The following is a 25,905-nucleotide window of genomic DNA, read 5'->3' as shown; positions in this document are numbered from 1 at the left end:
GGGTCCCCATCATCTTCGTCAAGCGATCGAGTCATATGACTAACTATGATCGCTATCCGCCTAGGTCGAAAGGGCCGAAGGAATGACCGAGATCATGACGTTCCCCGAGGTGCCTGCGAGGTACCCCGCGGCGCCCGCGAGGGAGGGCTCGACCTCCCCGATCACGATCGAGGATGATGCGAGTCCGCTTGTCCGGCTGATCGGGCGCACGTTGCGTGACTCGTCGCGAATCGGTCACGCGCACGAGTTCTTCGGACAGACCGTCGGCACCGTGGGGGTGCGCTCCCACGACACGCCGCAGGCCGCGACGATCGTCTTCGATGGCGAGACCATCGAGGTAACCAGCGGAGTCCTGGTCGAGCCCGACTCGGCGGTCGTCGTCGATCTGCGGGCACGCTTCGCATCGACGCAGACGCCCACCGGTGATGCGGCCCTGGCCGCCGGCACCTTGCGCGCGCTGAGGCCGCCGCTACCGCACTGGCGCGAGGCCGCCCGCCACTTCTGGGAGGTGACTCGCGGAATCCCGGGCATTCCCGAAGTCTTGATCGTGGACGCCGATGGCCGCGATGGCCCGGAGCGGGGTCAGTTCGGCGACGGGTCGACCGAGTACCTGATGGCGGGACCTGCCGACCTTCTCGCCGGTGTCTGCAGCGGGGCGGACGACTTCGTCGCCTCCTTGGCGGCCGGTGTGCGGGTCAAGGGCACGTTGTCGCAGATGTCGGTCATGACGGCCGCTTCATGGAGGGTTCGTTTTGCTATCTGACCTCACTCAGCCCACCCAGGGCACTGCTCCTTCGCGCTCCCCGCGCGCCGTTCGCCTCGAAGCGACGAACCACGACGGAAGCTTTCTGGGCAAGAACGTGTCGATCACGAAATTCACCTCGGGCAAGGATGCGGGCTTCGCCTTCGCCGACCTGCTGTTCGCGATCGACCTGGGAAACGAGATCGTCCTCGGTGATGCCTTTCCGGACTGGCGCGGCAACCTCTACGACATTCAGCTGGTCCCCGACATGTCCACCCTCGTCGAGTGGAAGCCGGGTCTGGACTCGGTCATCGGCGACTACTGGCTCAAGGACGGCTCGCCCGTGCCGATCTGCCCGCGGAACCTCGTGCGGAAGCTGGTGGATCGACTCGCGTCCCTCGGGTACACCGCGACCATTGCCGTGGAGATCGAAGCAACCCTGTTCGAGGAGTCCATCCACGAGGCGCGAAAGCTCGGGTACCGGGATCTGACGCCGTTGGGCGGCAGCACGGGAGCCACGTACCACCTGGCGAGGTCCAAGGACTGGGTCGACTACATGGAAGCGGTCGTCGACCGCCTCGATCGTGTCGGCATCGAGTGGGAGGCATGGACCGACGAGGCCGCCGCCGGGCAGACGGAGCTGAATCTGGCGCCGAACGATCCGATCACGCTGGCCGATTCCTGGGCCAGGGCCCGGCAAGTCATGCGCGAGGTCGCGTTCGAGCAGGGCCACGCGGTGACCTTCATGGCCAAGCCGACGGCCGGCTATGGACAGGGCGCCCACATCAACCTGTCGCTCCGGAGCGACGGAGTGAACCAGTTCTTCGCCGAGGACGGCCCGTCCCAGCTGATGCGACATGCGGTTGGGGGACTGCTGTCCACTATGGAGGGCAACACGTCGATCGCGTTACCGCAGATCACGTCCTACCGGCGGTTGGTGGATTTCACCGGACCGCCCACCGTCGTGAGCTGGGGCGTGAACAACAAGACGGCCGCGGTGCGTGCCATCACTGGTCACCCCAAGTACTCGCGCCTCGAGTACCGGCTGCCCGGTGCCGACGTCAACCCATACCTCGCTCTGGCCGGGGTGCTGGCCGGAGTACTGGCCGGCATCGAGCGGGAGATCGAGCCACCGGAGCAGGTCACGGACATGGCATGGTGCCTGCCCGACGACGACGGAGTGACCCGGATTCCCAACACGATGTCGAAGGCCGGTGCGGCCCTGGACGCTGATCCTCTCCTGCGCGAGTACCTCGGTGACGAGTTCGTGGACTTCTGGGTCGCGTCACGACGATGGGAGTGGATGGAGTTCCACACCAAAGGCGGCGATCCGTTCGCCGAACTCTCGCAGTGGGAGTCCACACGCTACTTCGAGTTCCCGTGAGCACACATGAGGAGGCCAAGGTGATGAGGCCGCTGATCGGCATCACCGGTCGACGATTCCGGCTGAGTCTGATCAAGGGAGCCGACGAGCGGTACGGCGATCGTTGCCTCGACAGCTACATGTCGGACTTCGCGAGCCGGATCGCGGAATCGGGTGGGCTTCCGGTGCACCTGTCCTACGACACCGACGCGACGGCCGTCAGCCAATGGCTGTCCGGGGTCGTGATCACCGGCGGACAGGACGTCCATCCGGCGTACTCGGGTGGCGACCCGGTAGTGGTCCGCGACATCGATCCACGGATGGACCCGATGGCGCACGACGCGGCTCGGGACTCCTACGAGCTCGCGCTCGCCAGAGCCGCTCTGGAGCGGGGCATTCCCGTGCTGGGTGTGTGCCGCGGCATGCAGGTGCTCAATGTCGCCCTCGGCGGGACGCTCGTCCCCGACCTTCCGCCCGGCTCGGTGAGTCACCTGTCGGCAGAGGCCGCGCCCACCGACGGCACCGCTGATCACCTCGTGACCTTCGAGAAGGGCTCGATCGCCGCCGACCTGTTCGGCGAGCACGCGACAACCAACTCCTGGCACCACCAGGCCGTCGACCGCTGCGGCACCGGTCTGGTCGTGACCGGGCGGACGAGTGACGGCGTGATCGAGTCGGTCGAGCTCCCAGGCGCTCCGGTGCTCGGAGTCCAGTGGCATCCGGAGTGGATGAAAAGTGCCGACCCGGCGATGACGTGGATCGTCCAGGCCGCGGTGACGCTGCTGGCGGACCGCCACGGTGAAGAGATACGGAGGAGCTTGCGATGACCGCGAACGTGGCAGCCGAGCAGGCCGGTCGCGACCGCCCGGGTCCCCGCCCGGTCGTGGAGCCCGATCGGGCGGGCGATGACCCCGCCCTTCCGACGCTGACCGAGCTGCTGTCGCAGCGTGTGCGGGACTCACCGGGCCGGGAGTTCCTGCGTTTCGGCGAATGGTCCTGGAGTTTCGCCGACATCGACGAGTGGACCTCCAGGCTCGCGCACCGGCTGATCGAGGTCGACGGCGTCCAGCCGGGCCACCGTGTCGCGATCATGCTCCCGAACGTCGTGCATTGGCCGCTGGCGTGGCTCGCCGCGCTGAAGATAGGGGCGGTCGCCGTACCGATCAACTGCTCCTACCAGCGGGCCGACCTCGCCTTCGTCCTCCGGGACTCGGGGGCACGCGTCGTGTTCACCGATTCCGAGCGCTCCGGCCTGGTTGCCGACGTCATCTCGGATGAGGACGGGCTTGCCGGCGTCCGGGTCGTCGATGTCGCCGACGACGGGTCGGAGCCGTTTCCGGCGACGCCTCCAGCTGTGCCGGTCGACGGCGGGACGCTGGCGAACCTGCAGTACACCTCGGGCACGACCGGTTTTCCCAAGGCGTGCATGCTCACCCACGACTACTGGGTCCGGTTGGGCTGGATCTGTGCGGCGGCGACCGGGCTCGGGACCGAGGACGTGCTCCTGACGGCGCAGCCGTTCTCCTATATGGATCCACAGTGGAACACCGCGCTGGCCCTCACGCTCGGCGCCCCGCTGGTCGTGCTGCCCCGATTCTCCGCGTCGAACTTCATGGCGGACGTGCGCAGGCACCACGCGACCTTCTGCTACGTCCTCGGATCGATGCCGACGCTGCTGTTCAAGCAGACACCTGCCGCCGACGACCGCGACAACGACCTCCGCATGGTGTTGTGCTCCGGCATTCCGGTCGGTCTTCATGCCCAGCTGGAGGAGCGCTGGGGCGCACCGTGGCGCGAGGTCTACGGGATGACCGAATCCGGGATCGACCTGTTCAGCGCGTTCGGTGACACCGACGCCGTGGGCAGCGGGAGCCTGGGGCGCCCGGTGCGGACGAAGCAGGTCCGCGTCGTCGACCCCGACGGCGCCGAGGTGCCCGACGGTGAGCCGGGTGAGCTGATCGTCGCGGGCAAACCGATGATGAACGGCTACTGGAACCGGCCCGAGGCCACTGCCCAGGTCCGGCGGGACTGCTGGCTGCACACCGGTGACGTCGTGGTCCGTCGCCCCGACGGCGGCATCCAACTGGTCGGACGGATCAAGGACATGGTGCGTCGCGGTGGCGAGAACGTCGCGAGCGCCGAGGTCGAGGCAGCCCTGGAACGAGACGACCTGGTGGTCTCGGCCGCGGTCGTCGCCGAGCCCGACGAGACGCTCGGCGAGGAGGTCAAGGCCTTCGTCCAGCTGGCCGCCGGCGTTCCGGCCGATCGTGCGACCGCGGAGGAGATCGTCGAGCGCGCCGCCAAGGAACTCGCCCGCTTCAAGGTGCCGCGCTACGTCGAGTTCGTTGCCGACTTCCCCCGGACGCCCTCCGAACGCGTCTCCAAGCCTGCCCTCAAGGCCCGCGCCGCAGGCGATTCCGGCGTGACCCACGACCTCGATGCACGACGGAACAGAACAGCGGCCGCATCCGGCGGAGGATTTCTCGACGTCGACGTCGTCCGGGGCGTCGCGGTACTGACGCTCCGGCGTCCCGAGAAGCTCAACGCCATGGACGTCGCCACTCGGCTGCGGCTGGCATCCGTCATCCGAGAACTCGGCACCGGCGAGAGCGTGCGCGGGATCGTGCTCACCGGCGAGGGGCGGGTCTTCTCCGCGGGGGAGGATCTGCAGAGCGCGCCCTCCACGGACGCCGAGTTCCATGAGGCGTTCGCGAGCTTCCACGACATCACCCGGGCCATCCTGGAGACCCAGGTCCCCTGCATCGCGGCTGTCAACGGCATCGCGGTCGGGGGAGCCTCGGAGATCACCCTGTGCTGCGACGCTCGCATCGGCACCCCGGCGACGGAGTACTACCAGCCGGAGAACGGCCGGGGCATCACGATCTCGAACGCGTCCAGCGTGCTACTGAGGCGCCTCGTCGGGAACCACGCGATGCGCATCGTCCTCGGGTCCCCGCGAATCCGGTCCGAGGAGGCCCTGCGGATCGGGCTCCTCGACGAGATTGTCGAACCCGACATCCTGGTCGACCGCGCCGTCGACACCGTCATCGAGTGGACCCCCGAAGGGAACACGACGGCCCTCCATCTCGCGCTCCTGCGTCCCCTGTTCGAGGAGATCGAGCAGGCCTTCGCCCGCGAGGACGTGGCCGCGAAGGCGTCGTGGGACAGCGGTGCGCTCACGACCGGCATCCAGGGCTACCTGACGGCCAGGAGCACCCGCGCGTACCCCGCACCGGAATCGCCCACCACCCGCAACAGACCAACGAGAGAAGACAGGCCGACATGATCGACACCAAGGCCGCGGTACTGACCGCGATCAACGAGCCGCTCGAGCTGACCACAATTCGGGTGGACGACCCGGAGCCGCACGAGGTGCGGGTCGCGGTCATGAACGTGGGGCTGTGCCACAGCGACCTGCACTACATGACCGGAACGGTGCCGACCGAGCTGCCGGTCGTGGTCGGGCACGAGGTGGCTGGCGTGGTCGAGGCGGTCGGTTCGGCGGTGGCCGGGTTGCACCCCGGCGACCGCGTGGTCGGCGCGCTGACACCTTCCTGCGGCCGCTGCACCAACTGTGAGGCGGGACGGTCGACCCAGTGCCAGCGCGTGGCGGAGATCCGCCGTCGCCCTCGGCCCGCGTTCCAGACCACGGACGGCAGGCCGGTCGAGCGGCTCGGCGATATCGGGGCGTTCTCACAGCACGTCCTCATGCGCGAGAACTCGCTGGTGAGGCTCCCCGGCGACGTACCGCTGCACGTCGGATGCCTCCTGGCCTGCTGCGTCATCACCGGTGTCGGCGCCGTGTTCCGCGGCGCTCAGGTGCGACCGGGCAGCACGGTCGCTGTCATCGGCTGCGGCGGTGTCGGCTCCGCCATCATCCAGGGTGCCAGGCTCGCCGGTGCCTCGGCCATCGTCGCCATCGATCTGGACGAGGATCGGTTGAAGGCCGCGCGCGGCTACGGCGCCACCCACGTCATCAACGGCGGGGACGGCGACACGGTCTCGGGACTCCACCGCCAGCTCGGTGACGGGGTGGACTACGCCTTCGAGGCGGTCGGTTCCGCCCGCACCGCGGCGACGGCCGTGGCCCTCCTGCGCCCGACGGGCACGGCCTGCCTGGTCGGGATCGCGCCAGGAGGCACCGAACTCAGTATCCCGGCGTCGGACTTCTTCTTCGAGGAGAAGCGGCTCATCGGCTCATACATGGGCTCGGGCCAGGCGCGGCAGGACATCCTTCAGCTCGCGCGCCTGTACCAACAGGGACGGCTGCAGCTCGACGAGATGGTCACGCGCGTCATCGGATTCGGCGAGATCAACGAGGGCTTCGAGGCGATGAAGTCCGGTGACGTCACCCGCATCGTCGTCGACCTCCAGTCCTGACCGAACAATGAACGCAGAGGTGAGTTCCATGGCGAGCCACGAGATCACGATCCGCCAGCCGGTGAACTACGTCGCCGACGACTGGAGCGAATGCGAGACGGTCAAGGACGCGTGGAACGTCGACCCCAACACACGCGAGCCCGTCCACCGCCTCGTCACCACCGCACCCGACGATCTCGAGCGTGCGCTGCGGCACGCGGAGCGCGTGTACGACATCGGCCGCTGGGACGAGGACGCCCGGCGTGAGCGCGCCGCCATGCTCGAGCGCGCAGCAGAGATCATCGAGACCCGAGCCGAGGACATCGCGCGGGCGGACTCGCTGACCAGTGGTACGCCCATCAGCGTCACACGTAAGGTCGCGGCGTTCCTGCCCGCGAGGATTCGGGCGTCGGCGTCGGACCTGCTGAACATTCCGCGCGTTACCGAGTTGGCAGCAGGCGGCCGCGACGTCCGCCTCTACAAGGTGCCGTGGGGGCCCGCGGCGATCCTCACGCCGTGGAACGGTCCGAGCTTCATCCCCGCAGCCAAGATCGCCAGTGCGATCGCGGCGGGTTGCCCCGTGATCCTCAAGCCCTCGGAGCACGCGCCCAGTAGCGCGCAGATCATCGTCGAGTGCTTCGTCCAGGCGGGCCTGCCCAGCGGTGCGCTTCAGCTGGTGCACGGCACCGGCGGCGTCGGCGCGACGCTGACCGCCGACTCGCGCATCAAGATCGTCTCGTTCACCGGCGGACCGGGTGCTGGCCGTGCCATCGCGCGGGCCGGCGCGGAGGACTTCAAGGTCCTGCAGTTGGAGCTCGGTGGCAACAATCCGGTGCTCGTGCTGGACGATGCCGATCTCGACGTCGCCGCCGACGGCATCCTCGACGGCATGACCAAGCTCAACGGTCAGTGGTGTGAGGGGCCGGGCAAGATCCTCGCGCACCGGGGTCTGGTCGACCCTCTTCTCGAGGCGTTGACCGAGCGGATCTCCAAGCTCGTCGTCGGTCACTCTCTCGACGAGGACGCCGACATCGGCCCGATCTCCAATGCGCCGCACTTCCAGACTCTGCAGCGCAGGATCGAGAGGCTGCGTGAACTCGGGGCGAGCATCCGTCAGCCCGCCCAGCTGCCCGAGCTCGACGGTTTCTTCATGTCGCCGACGATCGCCGTGGGCGCCGATGCCGCTGCGGCCACCGCCGAGTTGTTCGGTCCAGTGGTGTCGCTGCACGCCGTGGACTCCGACGAAGAGGCGCTGCGCGTCGCGAACGCCGATCCCTCAGGCCTTGACGCCTATGTGTTCGGCGCCGACACCGATCGCGCCATCGAGATCGGCTCCCGCATCCTGTCCGGCGAGGTGCGCGTCAATGGCGCCAAGATCGCCGACCTCGGTGACGACTCGGCGCAGAGCTTCTGGGGTCCGGCAGGTATCGGCGGCCACGGGTCGGCGGAGTCGGTGCGCGTCTTCTGTGGTGACCGGGTCGTCGGTGTGGACTCGCCCGAGCTGCCGTTGTGACAACAGCACTCACCATCGGTGGGAGGCCGGCCCCGGGCCTCCCACCGGATCGATCACACAGTGGCGGGCGTGGATCCGATCCGAACCGCGAGCCAGCTGTCGAGTACTGAGACGACGGTTTCCATCTGCTTCGTAGCGGCGGACCGATCCCCGTAGGTGAACCAGTTCATGGCGAAACCGTCGGCCAAGGTGGCGATGACATAGGCGATCTGGTCGATGGTTTCTGGTTCGACCGGGTGGTCTGAGCCGGCACCGCGAAGCACCGCGCGCATCGACTCGAGGGCTTGGTCGTACACCGCGATCCCGCGGTCTCCGTGCTGACGCCGTGCCCAGCTCATGAGTTCCAGCGTTGCGGCGGTGAAGCTGGGTGACTCGAGGTAGCACTCCATGGCAGCGCGCAGGAGTTGACGTGCTGTGTCCGCCAGGGTGGCGTGCGGATCGCTGGCTTCGGTGACGTCGCGGTACCTGCTGGCGACGTACTCGTAGACATCGGCGAAGAGATCCTCTTTGGAGTCGTAGCAGTAGTGCAGCATCGCCAGGTTCGCCTGTGCCTGCTCGGCGATTCGTCGGGTTGTCGCGCCGTCGATGCCGTAGATCGCGATGACCTCCACGGCGGCCTTGATGAAGTCACTACGCCGCTGGGCGGCGGAGATCCGTGGCACGAGATCCTCCCGATGCATACGCAGTTGGACGCTTGATTAAGTCAAGGCCCAGCTTAGCAGTGGACCCGGAGGTCGACGGTCAAGAAGCTCGACACTCCATGTTCTTAGTCAAACGCCTTGATCGGATGACTAAGTAAGAGTTAGGGTATGAGCCGGATCACGAATCGGCGCGGTGGCCACCAGGGTTGATCAGCCGGTTTCGAAGGAACGGATCCGCCGTGACGCCTTCAGCGCAGAGACGAAGGCATGACCTGAAGGAATCAAGGACATGAAGGACCTGCTCTTCATGCTGGCCGATCTCTGGATGATCTTCGCCGGCTTCTACTTCGGATGGAAGTTCATCCGACGCTACAAGAACTACCTGCTCGGTCTGGAATGGATGATCGTCGCCACGTCGGGTTCGAACTTCCTCCTCTGGGCCCTTCTGGGCGGAGACGAGGATGGCTTCCTCTACAACGTCGCGTACTTCTTCGACGCCTTCTCGCGATCCGTCGGCATCACGCTCATTCTCGTCATGGGCCTGATGCGCGTGACGCACCGGTACAAGCCGACCGTCGCGGTCGACGTCGGTGTGTTCGCGCTGGCTGCCGCCGCCGGGCTGTACCTCCAGCAGTTCCGCGCCGACCAGCTTCACCTCGGTCCGGCGACGTTCTACGTCGTGGTCAACGTGCTCACGACGATCTTCCTCGCCTACTTCTCGTGGCGGCTCTGGCGCATCGGCGCCACAGGTCTGGCCATAGCCGCGGGGCTGGTCACCATCGCGGGATCCGTTATCGCGATCACGTACGACTTCTTCCCGATTCCCGGCGACGATGCGCACCGAACGCTTTTCTACAGCGCCGCGCTGGCCACGTGGGGATTCCAGATGTTCGTGTACTTCCTCGCCTACCGCGCTCTGCACAACCACAACGTGGCGAGGGGTGCGGAATCGGCCTCGGACGAACACAGCGTTGCTCGGACCTGAACAACGAACCAAGGAACAAGCATGTTCGCGAGGAGTAAACAGATGAGGACCGGCAACGTCGAGTACACCTCCTTCAGCGGCTGGGTCGATCCGCCCCCCGACGTCCTGCCCGCCCTGGCCGGCGACCTCACCTGCGAGGTCGCGGTCGTCGGCGGCGGCCTCGGCGGCATGTCGACGGCGCTACGGCTGGCCGAACGCGGTCAGGACGTGGTGCTGCTGGAGGCGGAGTTCTGCGGACACGGCTCCAGCTCCCGCAACGCCGGGCAACTGGCGGGTGCTCCGGGCGGGGACATCCAGCTCCTCAACCTGTTCTTCCGCAAGAAGATGCCGGGCATGATCCGGCTTGCCGAGCACGCCGCGTACCACGTCGAGGACCTCATCAAGAAGCACGACATCGACTGCGACTACGAACAGACGGGCAACGTCTTCGCGGCGGTGTCTCGTGGACAGATGGGCCGAGTGCGCCGGGTGGTCAAGATCCTTCAGCGCGCGGGCGGCCACGTGGAACTGGGCACGAGCGAAGAACTCGGAATACCCCGCGGGTTCCTCGGCGGAATGCGCGAGACTGTCGGGGGAATCATGAATCCCGGCAGATTCACCTCGGGAGTGCGCCAAGCGCTTCTCTGCACGCCCGCGCGAGTATTCGAGCAGACGAAGGTCACCGACATCAGGCATGGCCGGGGTCAGGTAGCCATCACAACTCCTCAGGGGGAGGTGCGGGCGAACAAAGTGGTTCTGGCGACGAACGCGTACGCGGGAGAATGGGAGGTCACTCCGCCGCGGCTCTCCGTGCCCATCTGGGTCATCGAGGTGGAGACAGAGCCGATCGATCCCGCCCGGCTGGCGGCGCTGGGGTGGACCAGTAGGTCGGGACTCGTCACCCAGCACAACATCATGGAGAACTACCGCCTGACATCGCGTGGCACCATCGTTTTCGGCGTCCGGCGGCTCGAGCGCGGCAGGACCTATCCGCTCCCGCGGAGGGAGCCGGACCCAGCACTCGTCGAAGAACTCGCGGCAGCCTTCGCGACGCGGTTTCCGGCCCTGTCCGACGTCGCGATCGATCGTGCGTGGGGCGGATGGATCGCGATCACCTCGTCCTGGCTTCCGCTCGCCGGGCAGATCGACGACAACCTCTTCTACTCGATCGCCTGCAACGGCCACGGCCTGGCCCAGGCGCCCTACGTCGGGTCCCTCATCGCCGATCTTCTCGTTGACGGTGAACGACACGAGGACTTGGAGGGACTGTGGATGAAAAAGCCGAAGTTCCCACGCCCGATGATGATGGGCCGGCTGGGGCTTCGCACAATCTGGGCTGTCGACCGCTTCAACGATTTCGTCAACGGAAGCCGCCGCAATGCCCGGCGAGGCGCAGCGCCGGTGCCCTGAACGGGTTCCGAGGCTGCGGGTGGGCCATGGCACCAGTCCTCGCTGGGTAATCGGCGCTCGAGGGTGCGGGCGCTGGGATCGCTGAATGACAACACCGCACCACGAATGCTCGCAGCAGCCGTGGCTTTACCGGCACTTCAGGGACAAGGGCCACGATCCTCATTCGAAAAGGCCCGCCCGATCGTCTCGACTTGACGCATGCCGATATGGGCATATGATCGCTGCCATGGCACGAGCAGCGACGACCTCGGACGTCTTCAACGCGATCGCCGAGCCGCAGCGCCGGGAGATCCTGGTGCTGTTGCGGGCGGGGGAGCGGCCGGTGACCGAGTTGTCCCGGGAACTGGGGATGTCCCAGCCGGGGGCGTCCAAACACCTGCGGGTGCTCCGGGAGGTCGGGCTGGTGCGGGACCGCAAGGCAGGCAAGCTGCGCCTGTACGGCCTGGACGCCCGCGGGTTGCGACCGATTCACGAGTGGACCGGCGGGTTCGAGCGGTTCTGGAACGAGAGCTTCGACCGGCTGGACGAGTACGTGCAGGACCTCAAGCAGGCAAGGCATAAGGAGTAGCTGATGAGCGCGACGGGACGAGGAGCACCGGCTCAGTCCGCGACGGCGGACCGCGAGGTTGCGATCTCGCGGGTCATCGACGCCCCACGGGAGCTGGTGTTCGAGGCGTTCACCGAGGTGCGGCACCTGTCGCGGTGGTGGGGGCCGGAGGGGTTCACCACCACCACGCGGTCTTTCGAGTTCCGGGTCGGCGGGGAATGGGACTTCGTGATGCACGGTCCGGACGGGACGGACTACCAGGAATGGATCACCTGGACCGAGATCGAACCGCCGGCGGCGATCGCGCTACTGCACGGTGAGTACCGGGGCGACCCGAACGCCTTCGAGTCTGTCCTCACGTTCGAGCCCGACGGAGCGGCGACCCGGATCGAGATGCGCACGGTGTTCCCCTCCAAGGAGCTGCGTGACGAGGCGGTCGAGAAGTACCACGCGATCGAGGGTGGCCGGCAGACCCTGAGCAATCTGGCTACCTACCTCACGGAGAACGCCGGGAAAGGGGCTGAGGGCTGATGGCCGGGAAGGTGTTCTTCAGCGTTTCGATGTCGCTGGACGGTTTCATCGCACCCGAGTCCCCAAAGGACTTGATGGGGCCGCAGTGGATGGAACTGCAGCAGTGGATCTTCCCGACGCGGTTCATGCGGGAGAATCTCAAACTCGGCGAGGGGGGCGAGGAAGGGCGCGACAACGACATCGTGCGGGAGACGCATCTGCGCACCGGCGCGAGCGTCATGGGCAAGCGAATGTTCGACGCCGGCGAGCACGCATGGCCCGAGGAGGCGCCGTTCCACACGCCGGTCTTCGTCGTGACGCACGAGAAACGTGACCCCTGGGAGCGGCCGGGCGGAACCACGTTCCACTTCGTCAACGACGGCATCCAGGCGGCGCTCGACCAGGCCCGCGAGGCCGCTGGCGACCGAGACGTCCGCATCGCAGGCGGTGGCGCGACGATCCTGGAGTACTTGAACGCCGGGCTGATCGACGAGTTCTCGATCGCTCTCTCACCCGTGCTCTTCGGTTCGGGAATCCGCCTGTTCGAGGGCGTGGACGCGGGCCGCGTGGCCCTGGAGCCCGTCCGCGCGGAACCGACGCAGCGGGTGACCCACCTGACCTACGCGGTCCTGGAGCGGTAGGCGCACGGGTCACGAGAAAGAACACTCATCCTGCCCGGTGGACGCTCGAACCTTCGGAGGTCGAGGGTTGGGCCGCTCGCCCGGCCGGTCAGTCTGGCTGGTCCGCCGTGTAGTGCACGCCGGAGAACTGTTTGCGCCAGACAGCGACGTCCGGTGCGACCGTCGTAGGATCGCCATCGCGGTCCAGACCGCGGGCGATCAGTTGGGCCAGGTCGGCCATGTCACCGGGTTTCATACCGAGCCGGACGAGCTCGGGCGTCCCCATCCGCAGGCCGTTGACATCACCCTCGATCGGGCTCTCCGGTAAACCGATCCCACAGGCGAGCAGGTTCGCTTTGCGAAGGTGCTTCGCGGCGGCCTGGCCGCCGCCCCACTGGTACGCGCGGATTGCGAACTGGTGCGAGCGGGTCGCGCCGTGGGCGCCTGCGAACAGGGGTAGCCCTACCGCCTCCAGTTCGGCGGCGAGCCGGGCGGCGGTTTCCACCATCGCGGCCGCGTACGCCTCACCCGCGACCTGCCAATCGAGCATCGTGACGGCGAGTGCGGCAGCCTTGGCCGCGTCGAAATTCGCGGTCAGACCGGGGAACGCGATTCTGTCGATGCGCTCGGCGAGCTCCGGGTCGTTGGTGACGATCGCACCGCCGGCCGGGCCACCGAGGCTCTTGTAGGTGCTGAAGCTGATCAGGTCGGCACCCTCGGCCAGGGGTTGCTGCCAAGCCTTGCCGGCGATCAGTCCGCACAGGTGGGCGGCGTCGAAGAGGACCCGGGCTCCGACCTCGTCGGCGATTTCGCGGATCGATCCGACCGGATGCGCGTACAGGTTCAGGCTGGAGCCGATGGTGATGAGCTTCGGCCGCACCTCGTGCGCCAGGGTGCGTAGCGTCCCGATATCGACGGTGTACCCGTCGGGCGAGACCGGTGCGGGGACGGTGTTCAGCCGGTACATCCCGGCTGAACCGCCGGCGTGGTGGGTGACGTGGCCACCGATGGCGGCGGGCGGCGCGATGATCGTGTCGCCCGGTTCGCAGGTGGCCATGAATGCGTACAGGTTGGCGAGTGCACCGGAAGCCACGCGGATCTCGGCGTAGCGGGCGCCGAAGACCTCGGCAACGAGTTCGGCGGCGATGACCTCGATCTGCTCGATCGCTTCGAGGCCCATCTCGTACTTGTCTCCGGGGTAACCCAGCGATGGGCGCGAGCTCAGGTTCGCCGACAGCATCGCCTCGGCCCGAGGGTTCATGACATTGGTGGCCGGATTGAGGTTGACCGACTCGACATCGTGGATGCGTCTGTTCTCCTCGGCCAGCCGGTCGAGTTCGGCCAGCAGACTGGCCGGTGTCATGGCCGCGGCGGCACCGGCAACAGTGCGGACCCGGTTCTCGGCGTGCTCGGGCACCCACGGGCGGTGGACGAGTGCGGTCATGTCCGGTTCTCCTCTCCTGGCCAGTGCTTTCGCTAACCGTAGGTATCGGCTGGTTGCCGGAACACCCGCAGAACGCCCGGACTTGTGAGCGGTCTTTCCTACACTTGTAGGAGAACGCGAAGGGGAGGGCCGTGTCGGAACAGCAGCTTCAGGAGCAGCTCGACGCCCTGGCGGTGGAGCTGCGGCGCGGGTTGACCATCGATAGCGTCAGCGGCGACCTGCTGGCCTACAGTGCGCAGCGTGACGACGCCGACCAGGTACGGATCTCCTCGATCCTGACGCGACACGTTGCCCCCGAGGTCCGCGAGTGGGAGCTGCGGCATGCGGCAAGCGAGCCGTTCGCGCTGCCGGCGAATCCCGGGATCGGCATGTCCGCACGCCTCTGCGTGCCCCTGCGTCGCAACGGTCGCACGCTCGGCTATCTGTGGATGGTTGGCACCCGTGATGGACTCGGATCCGACGAGCGGGCGGCGCTGCTGCGTGGCGCCGACACACTGGCAGGACTCCTCAGGGGGGCGACCGACGTCGAGGTCCGGCCCAGGCCTCCTGGCCCGGACCTCGACCGGCTGGTCCGGCGACTCTTGGAGGACGGCCAGGTCGAGGCCTACGACCAGATCGTGGTCTCGGTGCCGGGCATCGTGGACAGGGTGGTTCGGGTAGTCGCGATCGTCGTCTCGGACAACGACGGTGCGGTCCGGCCGTTGCGCCCCACGGAGTTCAGCACACTGAACGGCTCGTTGAGCGCAGACCTCCGACGCCTTGATGGCTTGGTCGGGGCCTTTGTGTCCCGAAAGTACGCGCTGCTGGCGGTACATCAGGGAGACTGCGGCGAAAATCTTCGGCAGACACTGGACGAGATCGATCTTGTGGTGTCCCGATGCCTCGTCGATGGAACCCGGTTCACGATCGGGATCAGCGACGGGATCTCGCTCGGTCCGCGCTCGGCCCGCGATGCCCGTACGCAGGCGCTCACCGCGGCCGAACTGGCGGTGCTGGACCCCAAGCTGGACCGGCGTGCGTGGTGGAGCGAGATCGGCATCTACCGGATGCTGTTCGACACCCGGGACCGCATCGGCGACGTACTCAAACCGGTCGACGAGGCCGGCCCGTCGGCGCCGATGCTGCTGACGACCTTGGAAACGTACTTGGACCTGGCAGGCGACGTGCAGAAAGTCGCAGCTCGGCTGTCCCTGCACCGCAGCAGCCTCTACTACCGCCTGGACCGCCTTTCCCGTCTGCTCCAGGCCGACCTTTCTGACGGGATGATCCGGTTGGAGCTGCATACTGCGCTGAAACTCCGCCGAGTCGCCCGGCGGACCCTCAACTAGCCTCAGCGCTCCCGCCGTCCTCGAGACCGACAGTGCGGCGCCGGAACGATTCACGTCCGGATGCGGATTCCTTGCATGCATCGTGGATCGGTGTGTGTCAGGGGCGGAGCCACGCCGCGTTTCTGTATCCGAAAGGGACTTGCTGGTTCGGGCATCATGTGAGCCATGAAGTACGTGTTCCTGATCTGTGACGACGAGCAGACGTCGCCGTCCATGGAGGAGATAAGGGCGGACCCGGCGTTCCAGGCGTACGACGCGGAGGTGGACCGGCGGGGAGGCAGCCTCGGCGGCGCGCGGCTGCGGCCGGTGGCGGCCGCGACGACGGTCCGCGTCCGGGACGGCGAGACGATGGTGTCCGATGGCCCGTTCGCGGAGACGAAGGACTTCGTCGGCGGAATCGACATTGTCGAGTGTGCCGATCTCGACGACGCCCTCGCGCTCGCGGCGCTGCACCCCTACGCGAGCCGGGGTTGTATCGAGGTCCGTCCCGTATGGGAGTGACCGCGCCGGAAACGGTTCTTGCCGCGGTCGACGCGGCTTACCGGGACGAGTGGGGCCAGGTGGTCGCCACGCTGATCGGGCTGACCGGGAACTGGGACCTGGCTGAGGACTGCGCGCAGGAGGCGTTCGCCGCCGCGTTGGCGACGTGGACGCGCGACGGCGTTCCGTCCCGTCCGGGTGCGTGGCTCACCACCGCGGCCCGGCACCGGGCGCTCGACCAGCTGCGGCGGGACACGAAGGGCGCGGCGAAGGTGCGGCAGCTCGCTGTGCTGGAGCGGGTGCCGATCGAGCCCGCGTCGGAGGAGATTCCGGACGAGCGGCTGCGGCTGATCTTCACGTGTTGTCATCCCGCGCTGCCGTTCCAGGCCCGCGTCGCCCTCACGTTGCGCACGCTGGCGGGATTGAGCACGGATGAGATCGCCAAGGCGTTCCTGACCGCCGAGCCGACGATGGCGCAACGCCTGGTGCGTGCCAAGCGCAAGATCGTCGAGGCAGGGATCCCGTATCGGGTTCCGCCCACGGAGCTCCTGCCGCAGCGGCTGACCGCTGTCCTCGCGGTGCTGTACCTGATCTTCAACGAGGGCTACGACGAGCAGGACGGGCGCAGGGCGCTGGCCGCGGAGGGGATCCACCTGGCGCGGACGCTCGTCCGGCTGATGCCCGGCGAGCCCGAGGTGCGCGGCCTGCTGGCGTTGATGTTGCTGCTGGAGGCCCGTCGCGCGAGTCGCACCGTCGACGGCGTCCTGGTCACGCTGGAAAACCAGGACCGGTCCCGGTGGGATCAAGCGCTGATCGCCGAGGGTGTCGCGACTCTCGACGAAGCGCTCGCCATGCGGCGCTTCGGGCCGTACCAGGTGCAGGCCGCGATAGCCGCCTGTCACACCACCACTGCGGATGCGGATGCCACCGACTGGCCCCAGATCGCCGCACTTTATGCCGAGCTCGCGCGGCTGGCGCCGTCTCCCGTCGTGGACCTCAATCGCGCCGTGGCGATAGCGATGGCCGAGGGCGTCTCCACGGGGCTCGCGCTCGTCGACGAACTCGCCGAGTCCGGCAGACTCGACGGCTACTATCTCCTGCCTGCCACCAGGGCCGATCTCCTCCGCAGGGATGGCCGCTTCACCGAGGCAGCCACGGCTTACGAGGAGGCGCTGGAGCTGGCGCCGACCGACGCCGAGCGTCGTTACCTGAAGGCACGTCTTTCCAGCCTCTGACCACCGTCGTCACGTCTGTCGTAGGTCTTTCTCAAAATTCTTCAGGGTCGATGTCGATCCTGGGCGTTCTCCTTCGTCGGTGGGCAAAATCCGCCGAACGGAGAGAAGTGAGAACCCATGTCGAACACCGAGTACCTGACCGCCACCATGACCGTTGACCGGACGCCGGAGGAGGTCTTCGAGGCCGTCACCGACGTGCGTGGATGGTGGAGCGAGAACCTCATCGGCCATTCGGCCGCCCTGCACGATGAGTTCGTCTTCACCGACGACTGCGAATATGCCGGTGAAACCGCCCGAGCCAAGAAGGGCATTCGGTTCGCCCGGTTCCAGCTCACCGAGGTCGTGCCAGGCAGGCGGATGGTCTGGCACTGCGTGGACTCCCTGCTCACCTTCGTCGACGACCCCGACGAGTGGACTGGCACCACCGTCGTCTTCGACATCGGGGTCACGGATCAGGGCACGACGGTGCATTTCACACATGAGGGTCTCACCTCGGCAGAATCCGCCTGCTTCGAAGCGTGCTCGGCCGGCTGGACCTTCTATATCGCCAAGAGCCTGCCGCAGCTGATCACCACCGGCGTCGGCCAGCCCATGCCGAGCTACCACCACTGATCCGGCGGCGGGTCGGGTCAAGGCTGACAGGCCTAGTGTTGCGTTCGTGAACGACAATGTGGTTACTCGTCACAGCCAGGCCCGAGGCGACGCCGCTTTGATGCAGCGGCCGTTCCCACCCGACCTCGATTGCGGCAGTAGCCCACCACGATCTTGTGATCGTCGCTAGCACATTCATGGGTACCCACTGAAATGGGATTCGGTGAATCGACGGACAGCACGATCGCACTGCCAGCGTTGACGACGACCGCTGGCCACCGCCCAGCCACCCCACGAGCGTCCTTCAGTCGCTTCCACACTGCCGCGCGACGAATGTTCGGAGTTGGTCGTTCTCCTCGCGGATACCGACGGTGATCCGGAGCCCTTGCCGGCGAAGGGTCGGACACTAATAATCACCTAGGTACGCCAGGGCAAGCTTGTACATCTGTCCGCGTGGTGAAGGATGCTAATGAATCTGGTCGGTCTGCAGCGCGCACAAGCCACGCTGTGCCGGAGATTGGGCTGGGTTCGTATCGCCGCTCTGTTGACGCTCGGCCCGTGCTTGCTCCCCATCGCATGCGCGGGTTGGGCTAGCGGACCCGGCGACTCTGGGCCGAGGGCGATGAGACTTCGCGTCAACCGACGACACGATCAGAACCGACCGCAGTCAGGAGTTCCCCGATGGATGTAGGAATGCAGGCGCTTATTGTGTCGCGTTTAGGCGGTGATCCCGAGACCGGTTGTCTTTGGTTAGAAGACGGAGAGCCAGGCAATGTGCAACGAATCTCGGTGCGCTGGCAAATTCCAGGTGTGACAGTCCAGCGGGAACCGCTCGGCCTAATGGACCAATCGCGGCGCCTTTTCGCGAGGCCCGGAGACCGACTCCGCATGTCTGGCGGAGCAGGTGATCCGCTCACGACACCAACTCAGTCGCACTGTCGGGTGAGCGACAACGTCGCCGTCATCAACGAGATCGTCGAGGTCATCCCAGGAACGGCCGAAGACCGCAAACGGTAGACAGTAAGAGAACCCTTGTGCTCGGCCGCCGTCGCTTTGCGAAGAGCACTCGCGCAGCCGAACGCACCTCCGCCAGCGGGATCTAAGCGGTTCGCGCCCGATGACGCTACCTCACCACATCCCAAAGGGAGGTCGCCCGGCCAGCATTATCTGCCGAGGCACTAGTGTCGTGCGGGGATCGTGGACGATCCCGATAGGACGGACGTGCCGGGTGAGCCGCCATTGGGCACGACGCGTCCGTCCTGATACACGGCACGGATTCGCTCGCCGAGGTTCTTGACGTCCAGTGGGTTGCCCTCGATCACGACGATGTCCGCGCGCTTGCCGGGCTGGAGCGAGCCGAGGGTGCGGTCCAGGCCCATCAGTTCGGCCGCCGACAGGGTGGCGGAATGCAGTGCATCGGCCGGGCTGAGGCCCCGTTCCACGAGCAGTTCGAGTTCCAGGAGGTTCTGGCCGTGGGGATACAAGGGGGCATCTGTGCCCATGGCGATCCGTACGCCTGCCTCAACCGCCCGCCGGACGGTCTGGTCGCCGTGGGACTCCTCGACCTTCGCCAGGATGTGGCTCGGGTACGGAACTCCCGATTCGATGGACTCGCGCAGGCCCACGCCCGCGCTGAGCGTCGGGACGAGCCACGCGCCACGTTGGGCCATCAGCTCCAATGTCTCGTCATCGAGGTGATTACCGTGTTCGATGGAACGCGCACCGTTGCGCACCGCCGCCTTCGCGCCCTCGCCGTGAGCGTGCGCCATTACGTGCAGGCCGGCGGCCTCCGCCTCGCGGACCATCATCGAGATCTCGTCGTCACGGAAGTGGGGGATCTTCGGCCCGGCTCCACTGGATACGAGACCACCACTGGTCGCGACTTTGATGACGTCGGCGCCCGCACGGACCAGTTCCCTGATCTTGCGCCGGATCTCTTCCGGGCCGTCGACGACGACCGGCGGCCGGCCAGGGTGCGCCGGCAGGAGATCCATGACGCAGGTGGACGGCCACCAAGGATCGCCGTGGCCGCCTGTCTGGCTGAGCATGTTGAGCGACACCTGCATGCGGGGCCCCGGAATCATGCCGCGCTCCTGTGCGACCCGCATCCCGAGATCGGCACCTGCCGCATCGCGGACGGTCGTGATGCCGCAGGCCAGTGTTCTGGCCATGTTCAGTGCGCCCTCGTAGAACTGCAGGGAGAACGGCTGCTGCGTGCTTTCGAAGAGGTCCGTCCCGCTCATCGTCAGGTGTACGTGGCAGTCGAACAGGCCGGGCAGGACACCGCAACCGGTGCAGTCGACCTCCTCGTCGCCGTCCAGACCGGCTGCCACGTCGACGATCCAGCCGTCCTCCACCGCGATGTCGGCGGAGTCGGCAGTGCGGGACACCGCGTCGTAGAGCGTTCCGTTTCGAAATACGGTGCGTTTCAAGGATGTCTCCGTGTTCGTCCGGTGGTTGAGTTTTCCGGGTAGATCCAGGGTGGGCACTGTCCTCATCGGAGGTGCGCGCCGGCAGCGGTCGTGACCTGGCCGCCCGCCTCGTCCTCTTCGGCCAGCCGAGCCGCTGCCCGGTCCGCGGTTGCGGTCTGCCGCCGGATGAGCGGACCGCAGGCGAGCAGGACAAGGCCGAGGACCACCGTTCCCGCTCCGATGGCGCCGAAGTAGATGCCGGCCGAGTCGGCGTCGTAGAACTTGACGAGCTGCGCCGCGATTCCCTGACCTGCGGCCCCGGACGCGAGCCAGAGCCCCATCGTCTGGGTGGCGAACGCGGCGGGGGCCAGCCTCGCGGTCGCGGACAGCCCGATCGGGGAGAGGCACATCTCGCCGATCGTGACCAGTGCCAGGCTGCCGATCAGCCACAGTGGACTGCTCAGGCCACCCTGCAGTGCGGGGAGTACGAGCAGGAGGTACGACATGCCGGCGATCACCAGCGCGAAACTGAACTTGTGTGCCGTCGAAGGCGGCCGGGCCGAGCGGTCCATCCTGAGCCACATCAGGGCGAACATCGGGGTCAGGATGATCAGCACGAACGACCCGACCGACTGGAACCACGAAGCGGGCAGGGCGAAGCCGAACGCGTCGAGATCGGTGCTCTGATCGGCGTACTGCGCGATGACGGTCGCGCCCTGCTCCTGGATGACCCAGAAGAAGACCGCGGCGATGAACAGCGGGATATACCCCCGTACCCGTGCACGCTCGATGGAGGTCGTGCGCGGGCTGCGCAGCATGACGGTGAAGTAGGCGACAGGTAGAGCGATCGCCAGCACGCTGATGGTGTTCACTACGGCCCCGACGGTCAGGATTCCGGTTGCGGCGAACACCGCGACCAGCCCGATGAGACAGGTGATCGCACCAGCGAGGCAGGCCGCCTTCGGCCGGGAGACCTCGCTGAGCCGCAACGGGTTCTTCGGCCTGCTGCTCGCAGTGCTGAGATGACGTTGCGTCCACAGATAGACCACGAGGCCAAGGCCCATGCCGACGGCGGCGAGGCCGAAACCGAGGTGGTAGTCGTAGGTCTGGCCCAGCGTGCCGACGACGAGCGGTGCTGCCACGGCGCCGACGCTGATCCCCATGTAGTAGATGCTGAAGCCGGAATCCCGCCGCGGATCGTTCTTGGCGTACAGGTCCCCGACGGACGAGGAGATCGTCGGCTTCAGCAGGCCGGTGCCGGTCGCGATGAGCACCATCGACGCGAACAGTGCTCCCGCCCCAGCGGGAAGGGCGAGACAGCCGTGCCCGAACATGAGCAGTACGCCACCCAGCAGCGTCGCCCGCCGGTCGCCGAGCAGGCGGTCGCTGACCCAGCCGCCGAGAATCGCAGCCATGTAGGTGGCCGAACCGTAGACCGCGACGAGCGACCGTGCCGTGTCGGCGGGAATGCCGAGGCCGCCGTTGCTCACCTGGTCGTACATGTAGTACAGCAACAACGCGCGCATGCCGTAGTAGGAGAACCGCTCCCACGCTTCGGTGAAGAACAGACCCACCAGACCACGTGGGTGCCCGAAGAACGCCCGGTCCGATGCACTTCCCAATGCGGGTGACGTTCTCCGCAGACCCATGCCAACACCTCCGAGGTGACCTGTGGACCGGCGACCCGCGATGACGCGGGCGACCGTATCGATGAGCGCAGACGATACAACTGTGTAAGGCGGCATACAAGAGACGATTCGGCGGTGAAATCGCCCAAACTCGGCCGTATCAGTCGTATGATGTCGTGCGAGGGAGCTGGCCGTCGAGCGTCCGTGGTTCGGTCTGTGTGTGCGATAGGTTGGCGCCGATGGAGGCTCAGACGAAGGGGATGCGCGTGGATCTGGACGACGTCGACGAGCAGCTCGTGCGCGCGCTGCAACGCGACGGACGCGCTTCCTACGAGGCGTTGGCCAAGCTGGTCGGGCTCGCACGGTCGACCACGAAGGCCCGGGTGCGACGGCTGATCGACGACGGGGGTCTCCGCCTGATCGGCGCCATCCATCCTGCGGCCCTCGGCCTCCACCAACTAGGGCACGTCATCATCGAGGCGGAAGGTCCGGCACGGCCGGTCGCCGAGCGGGTCGCGGAACTCGACGAGATCTCGTTCGTCACCACCACCGCGGGCCGCTTCGCCGTGACCGCGGAGCTTCGGACCAGGGACATGGAGGCGTTCTCCCACGGGCTCGCCCGCGTGCAGGCCAGTGCCGGGGTTCGCGCCGTTCAGGCCATCACCTATCTGCAGATCTGGAAGGACCCGTACTTTCCTCCCGGCCCCCTGGAAAGCGGTGACGCACTCACGGAGGCCGACCTCGACCCGTCCGACCACGCACTGCTTGAGCATCTGCGGGTTGACGGCCGCGCGTCGTTCGCCGATCTCGCCAGCGTGAGCGGCCTGTCTCCCGGGGCGACCCGCGCCCGGGTGCTGCGTCTGCTGGAGACCAGGGTGGTGCATGTCGGTGCACTCGTGCGGCTCAATCCATTGAGCCGCACGCACACGGTCGGTTTCGCACTCACCCTCAGCGGCGCGACCGAACCCGTCGCGCGCAAGGTGGTCGAGCTGGACGAGGTGGACTGCTTCGCCACCGGCATCGGATGGTGCAACGGCATCGGCACCATCCGTGCCGGATCGCAGGAAGGCGTGTTCGCCACACTGGAGCACCTCCGAGGCCTGTCCGGCGTTCGGACTGTCGAGTCGTGGGCACACCTGCGTGCGATCAAGGAGGAGCACGATCTGGCCCGGCCGATCGCCGGTGCGGGGGAGCGGAGCCGCTGACGTGCTCAGTCAGTGGCGCGGGGACGTGCGTCGGTGACGACGATTCGCACGCCCATCACGCGCAACACCTGATTGAGCTCCACGCCGCGGCGTATCCAGGTGTATAATGCCCTATACGGCGCGGCTTTCAGATTGTTATAGCTCATCCACTCACCTCTGCATCGCCCAACGACAAACGCAAAGACGAAAGACGCGGCAGACGACAGACCACATGCGCCTCGCACCTGGACTGTGGGGCATGAACGATGCGGGGTTGAAACACGAGAAACGTCCGCCTGCCATGGCGATCTAGTGTTGCCAGGCCGGTCTGATCATCGCGCCTGCTTGTCGAATAGTCCGGCGAAGCGGCGCAGGTACAGCGGCCAGCCGCCCTCATCAGCGACGCCGCTACTGATGTTCTGCCAGCCGTCTCCGTGCCGGTCGATGTGCCGGTGCTCCAGCTCAACCCGGGTGCGCTGCGGAGTCTCGGCGATGAAGCGCACCTCGACCTCGCTGGTTCGGTCCGGATCGGACTCGATCTGCCAGTTCGGGCCAATATCCCAACTGAAGACGAGCCGCTGTGGCGGTTCGTAGACCAGCACCCGCGCCCAGCGGCACTCACTGCCGTCAATCGCTCGGTCATAAATGTGGCCGCCCACACGAGGTTCGAAGACCGTTTCCGCCAGTTCGACGCCAAGTATGTTGTGCTCGGGCGGTTTGAAGTCCCCAAGCCGCTCGGTGAAGACTGCGAACGCGCGCTCGGTCGACACCTCCACGATGGTCTGGGTCTTGACCGTTGCCGGTTCCGTTTGTGTGGTCATCAGGTCTCTCCCGTGTCGTCCTGGTCGGCGGACTGCTTGTAGACCGCCAACGTTTTTGTCCAGAAGCTGTCGAGCTGTGCTCGGAATGCGGCCAGCCCCTCGGGGTCGACCCGGTAGATACGGCGGTTACCTACGGGCTGGTCCACAACTAGTCCAGCATCCTTAAGCACCTTTACGTGCTGGGAGACAGCCGGTCGGCTTACCGGCATCGTGGCGGCAAGCTCTCCGACAGTCTGTGCGCGCTCGGCGATGCGCTCGAAGATCGTGCGACGAGTGCGATCGCCGAGCACTCCCCATCCATCAAGCTCGTAAGTTTCCACTAACGGTAAGTTTCTACTTACCCGGTTCGCTTGTCAAGCAGAACGGTGACTCCGGATCAGTCAGGCTGAGCGTTGTGGTCGTTGGATGTGGTCGCCACGGTTGTGAACCCCCGACACCTGGGTAAGGGGTTGGACCAGACGAAGCGGAACGCATCTACCAGGACATGCTGCCCGGGCTCACCTTCACCGCAAGAACGGTGGCTTGAGGCTCAGTGGAGTTCTTGGGCGAGCCCGATGAGAATGCCTTCAGGCCCGCGGACATAGCAGAGCCGATTTGCGTCTTCGTACTGGACAACCTCACTGCTGACGAGCTCCGCACCGTGCTTGCGGAGCCGAGCGAGCGTCTCGTCGACGTCGTCCACCGCAAACATGACGCGAAGGTAGCCCAGAGCGTTCACGGGGGCGTTCCGGTGATCGGCGACCACCTCGGGCGCGAGAAAACGCGAGAGTTCGAGCCGACCGTGTCCGTCCGGGGTGGACATCATGGCGATCTCGACGCGTTGATCGCCGAGGCCAGTGACGCGCCCTGCCCATTCCCCTTCCACCATGGCTTGCCCTTCGAGCTCGAGGCCGAGTTCGCGGAAGAACTCGATAGCCACCGCGAGGTCCTCGACGACGATGCCGACGTTGTCCAGCCTGAGAGCCATCTGGTCAGCCTATAGGAACCAGCATCCGAACTCTCGACATTTACCAGCCGCTGCGATGCGTTCGATCAGTTTCAATAAATCGAGATGTGCACGTGGTCGTACTGGCAGCCGGTGAGGTTGGCGGGGTTGGGGCAGTTGTAGGCGCTGGAGGTGTAGGGCGTCCAGGCCAGATTCTCGGCTGACCAGTATTGGCCCTGCCAGATGAGGTAGCGGACTCCGAGATGGGCTTGGTGGGTGGTGAGCCGGTCGGGGCGTGACGGACTGGCTTGGCCCGTGGGAACGCCTTGATGAGTTTCCCGGAATCAGCGCGAGCCGATCATTGAACCTCGAGCAACCGCGATCAGCTGTCGAAACCGAAGCCGACGCGATCCATGGCCTTGAGCCAGAGGTTGCGACGGCCGTCGCGGCGGTCCGCGCGGGCGAGCGAGGCTTTGGTGAGCTGGACCCCGATTCAGCGCAGCGGTTCGGGCGGGAACGGTAGCGCCGAGTGGCTCGATGGCCTGCGAGGGCATCGCGGCGAGTCCGCGTACGATCTGTCGCGCCGGCTCGATCAACGCGTGCCCCGCCTGGGTGAGCACAAGCCGCCTGCCGAACCGATGAAACAACGCCGTGCCGAGGTCGCGCTCCAGAACGCGGATCGTCTGCGAAAGCGAAGGCTGGGCGACGTGCAGGGCGTTCGCAGCCTTGTGCATTCCGTAGTGGTCGACCACAGCAAGGAAGTATTCGAGCTGCCGGGCGTCCACAATCACCTCCGTCAGTAGATCACTCCCGACCGGCGGGAGTTCCCAGTCTGGGAGGTTCTACAACAGTTTTTTCGCGTCGGTGAGTGCGGCGCGCAGGATCTGCTCCATCTCCTCGAACTCACGCTGCAAATCTCGGTTGCCGCGCCCTGCTCAGTATTCACTTGCCGACGGCAGCACGCGCGAAGCGGCCGGGTGTCGATGCCGTCGATCCGAATCGGAGCGGCGCGTAGGTCTGTGGAGACCTTTCGGGCACCGTCGTCTTGCCGGTACCAGGCAGTGGCCGTGGCATCGTGATTTGGCCCCGGTTCGGCACCGCTATCGGGCCCCACCGATCGGGCGAATTCCTGCTCGTGGTGTGCGAGTCGGCGGGTCGAGTTGAGGGTCCTGGGTGGACAGTGCCGGTG

25 protein-coding genes are annotated in these 25,905 nt (G+C 66.5%); 16 read left to right on the top strand and 9 right to left on the bottom strand.

Annotation, left to right across the window (positions count from 1 at the left end):
- Positions 1-82 precede the first annotated feature (82 nt).
- From D0C15_RS26930 to D0C15_RS26905, 6 genes are all read left to right on the top strand, one after another.
- Complete coding sequence (locus D0C15_RS26930; protein WP_116050871.1) at positions 83-763, top strand: hypothetical protein; 681 nt, start codon at positions 83-85, stop codon at positions 761-763.
- A 97-nt stretch (positions 764-860) separates the two neighbouring features.
- Positions 861-2,126 carry a glutamine synthetase family protein gene (locus tag D0C15_RS26925; RefSeq protein WP_245976288.1) on the top strand — a complete coding sequence of 422 codons (1,266 nt, stop codon included), beginning with the start codon at positions 861-863 and terminating at the stop codon, positions 2,124-2,126.
- Entirely contained in the window at positions 2,123-2,932 is an 810-nt protein-coding gene (locus D0C15_RS26920) for a gamma-glutamyl-gamma-aminobutyrate hydrolase family protein (RefSeq protein WP_245976286.1), read from the top strand. Before D0C15_RS26925 ends, D0C15_RS26920 begins: the two co-directional genes overlap by 4 nt.
- Positions 2,929-5,391 carry an AMP-binding protein gene (locus D0C15_RS26915; protein WP_116050867.1) on the top strand — a complete coding sequence of 821 codons (2,463 nt, stop codon included), beginning with the start codon at positions 2,929-2,931 and terminating at the stop codon, positions 5,389-5,391. The genes D0C15_RS26920 and D0C15_RS26915 overlap by 4 nt, the downstream gene beginning before the upstream one ends.
- Positions 5,388-6,485, top strand: a complete 1,098-nt coding sequence (locus D0C15_RS26910; RefSeq protein ID WP_116050865.1) for a Zn-dependent alcohol dehydrogenase — start codon at positions 5,388-5,390, stop codon at positions 6,483-6,485. The genes D0C15_RS26915 and D0C15_RS26910 overlap by 4 nt, the downstream gene beginning before the upstream one ends.
- 28 nt (positions 6,486-6,513) lie before the next feature.
- A complete protein-coding gene (locus D0C15_RS26905; RefSeq protein ID WP_116050863.1) occupies positions 6,514-7,977 on the top strand; it encodes an aldehyde dehydrogenase family protein in 1,464 nt (487 codons plus the stop codon).
- A 53-nt stretch (positions 7,978-8,030) separates the two neighbouring features.
- Here the strand turns inward: D0C15_RS26905 and D0C15_RS26900 are convergent, their stop codons facing one another.
- On the bottom strand, positions 8,031-8,639 hold the full coding sequence (locus D0C15_RS26900; protein WP_245976285.1) for a TetR/AcrR family transcriptional regulator: 609 nt from the start codon (positions 8,637-8,639) through the stop codon (positions 8,031-8,033).
- Positions 8,640-8,907: 268 nt separating this feature from the next.
- On the opposite strand from D0C15_RS26900, the gene D0C15_RS26895 reads away from it, so the two are divergent.
- The 5 genes from D0C15_RS26895 (at position 8,908) to D0C15_RS26875 (ending at position 12,690) form a co-directional block, all read left to right on the top strand.
- A complete protein-coding gene (locus D0C15_RS26895; protein WP_116050859.1) occupies positions 8,908-9,603 on the top strand; it encodes a transporter in 696 nt (231 codons plus the stop codon).
- Between the two features lie 42 nt (positions 9,604-9,645).
- On the top strand, positions 9,646-10,992 hold the full coding sequence (locus D0C15_RS26890; RefSeq protein ID WP_116050857.1) for an NAD(P)/FAD-dependent oxidoreductase: 1,347 nt from the start codon (positions 9,646-9,648) through the stop codon (positions 10,990-10,992).
- 226 nt (positions 10,993-11,218) lie between these two features.
- The gene (locus D0C15_RS26885) at positions 11,219-11,560 is read left to right on the top strand and encodes an ArsR/SmtB family transcription factor (protein WP_116050924.1); all 342 of its coding nucleotides are present in this window, start codon (positions 11,219-11,221) and stop codon (positions 11,558-11,560) included.
- A gap of 3 nt (positions 11,561-11,563) precedes the next feature.
- Entirely contained in the window at positions 11,564-12,070 is a 507-nt protein-coding gene (locus D0C15_RS26880; RefSeq protein WP_116050855.1) for an SRPBCC family protein, read from the top strand.
- Positions 12,070-12,690: a dihydrofolate reductase family protein gene (locus D0C15_RS26875; protein WP_116050853.1), complete on the top strand. Its 621-nt coding sequence runs from the start codon at positions 12,070-12,072 to the stop codon at positions 12,688-12,690. The genes D0C15_RS26880 and D0C15_RS26875 overlap by 1 nt, the downstream gene beginning before the upstream one ends.
- Positions 12,691-12,778: 88 nt before the next feature.
- On the opposite strand, the gene D0C15_RS26870 is transcribed toward D0C15_RS26875, so the two are convergent.
- Entirely contained in the window at positions 12,779-14,113 is a 1,335-nt protein-coding gene (locus D0C15_RS26870; protein ID WP_116050851.1) for a serine hydroxymethyltransferase, read from the bottom strand.
- 131 nt (positions 14,114-14,244) lie between these two features.
- Between D0C15_RS26870 and D0C15_RS26865 the strand changes: the two genes are divergently transcribed.
- The 4 genes from D0C15_RS26865 (at position 14,245) to D0C15_RS26850 (ending at position 17,768) form a co-directional block, all read left to right on the top strand.
- On the top strand, positions 14,245-15,441 hold the full coding sequence (locus D0C15_RS26865) for a PucR family transcriptional regulator (RefSeq protein WP_116050849.1): 1,197 nt from the start codon (positions 14,245-14,247) through the stop codon (positions 15,439-15,441).
- A gap of 165 nt (positions 15,442-15,606) precedes the next feature.
- Positions 15,607-15,942: a YciI family protein gene (locus tag D0C15_RS26860; RefSeq protein WP_116050847.1), complete on the top strand. Its 336-nt coding sequence runs from the start codon at positions 15,607-15,609 to the stop codon at positions 15,940-15,942.
- Positions 15,939-17,156, top strand: coding sequence for an RNA polymerase sigma factor (locus D0C15_RS26855; RefSeq protein ID WP_116050922.1), 1,218 nt, complete (start codon positions 15,939-15,941; stop codon positions 17,154-17,156). Before D0C15_RS26860 ends, D0C15_RS26855 begins: the two co-directional genes overlap by 4 nt.
- A 117-nt stretch (positions 17,157-17,273) precedes the next feature.
- On the top strand, positions 17,274-17,768 hold the full coding sequence (locus D0C15_RS26850; protein ID WP_116050846.1) for an SRPBCC family protein: 495 nt from the start codon (positions 17,274-17,276) through the stop codon (positions 17,766-17,768).
- A 1,157-nt stretch (positions 17,769-18,925) separates the two neighbouring features.
- On the opposite strand, the gene D0C15_RS26845 is transcribed toward D0C15_RS26850, so the two are convergent.
- Complete coding sequence (locus D0C15_RS26845; RefSeq protein WP_116050921.1) at positions 18,926-20,179, bottom strand: metal-dependent hydrolase family protein; 1,254 nt, start codon at positions 20,177-20,179, stop codon at positions 18,926-18,928.
- A gap of 62 nt (positions 20,180-20,241) precedes the next feature.
- Positions 20,242-21,807: a peptide MFS transporter gene (locus D0C15_RS26840; RefSeq protein WP_116050844.1), complete on the bottom strand. Its 1,566-nt coding sequence runs from the start codon at positions 21,805-21,807 to the stop codon at positions 20,242-20,244.
- A 218-nt stretch (positions 21,808-22,025) separates the two neighbouring features.
- Between D0C15_RS26840 and D0C15_RS26835 the strand changes: the two genes are divergently transcribed.
- Complete coding sequence (locus D0C15_RS26835; RefSeq protein ID WP_245976284.1) at positions 22,026-22,991, top strand: Lrp/AsnC family transcriptional regulator; 966 nt, start codon at positions 22,026-22,028, stop codon at positions 22,989-22,991.
- Between the two features lie 5 nt (positions 22,992-22,996).
- Here D0C15_RS26835 and D0C15_RS34300 read toward each other — a convergent pair whose 3' ends face one another.
- The 5 genes from D0C15_RS34300 to D0C15_RS35615 form a co-directional block, all read right to left on the bottom strand.
- Entirely contained in the window at positions 22,997-23,137 is a 141-nt protein-coding gene (locus tag D0C15_RS34300; RefSeq protein ID WP_162830267.1) for a hypothetical protein, read from the bottom strand.
- Positions 23,138-23,302: 165 nt separating this feature from the next.
- Entirely contained in the window at positions 23,303-23,740 is a 438-nt protein-coding gene (locus D0C15_RS26830; RefSeq protein WP_245976282.1) for an SRPBCC family protein, read from the bottom strand.
- A 50-nt stretch (positions 23,741-23,790) separates the two neighbouring features.
- Positions 23,791-24,111, bottom strand: a complete 321-nt coding sequence (locus D0C15_RS26825) for an ArsR/SmtB family transcription factor (protein ID WP_116050840.1) — start codon at positions 24,109-24,111, stop codon at positions 23,791-23,793.
- Between the two features lie 209 nt (positions 24,112-24,320).
- A complete protein-coding gene (locus D0C15_RS26820; RefSeq protein WP_116050839.1) occupies positions 24,321-24,758 on the bottom strand; it encodes a VOC family protein in 438 nt (145 codons plus the stop codon).
- Between the two features lie 302 nt (positions 24,759-25,060).
- The gene (locus tag D0C15_RS35615; RefSeq protein ID WP_342768605.1) at positions 25,061-25,450 is read right to left on the bottom strand and encodes a LysR family transcriptional regulator; all 390 of its coding nucleotides are present in this window, start codon (positions 25,448-25,450) and stop codon (positions 25,061-25,063) included.
- Between the last annotated feature and the right edge of the window lie 455 nt (positions 25,451-25,905).

Source organism: Amycolatopsis palatopharyngis (genome assembly GCF_003385185.1).
In the GTDB taxonomy this organism is placed as follows: domain Bacteria; phylum Actinomycetota; class Actinomycetes; order Mycobacteriales; family Pseudonocardiaceae; genus Amycolatopsis; species Amycolatopsis palatopharyngis.
This window is presented reverse-complemented; position numbering and strand designations above follow the sequence as displayed.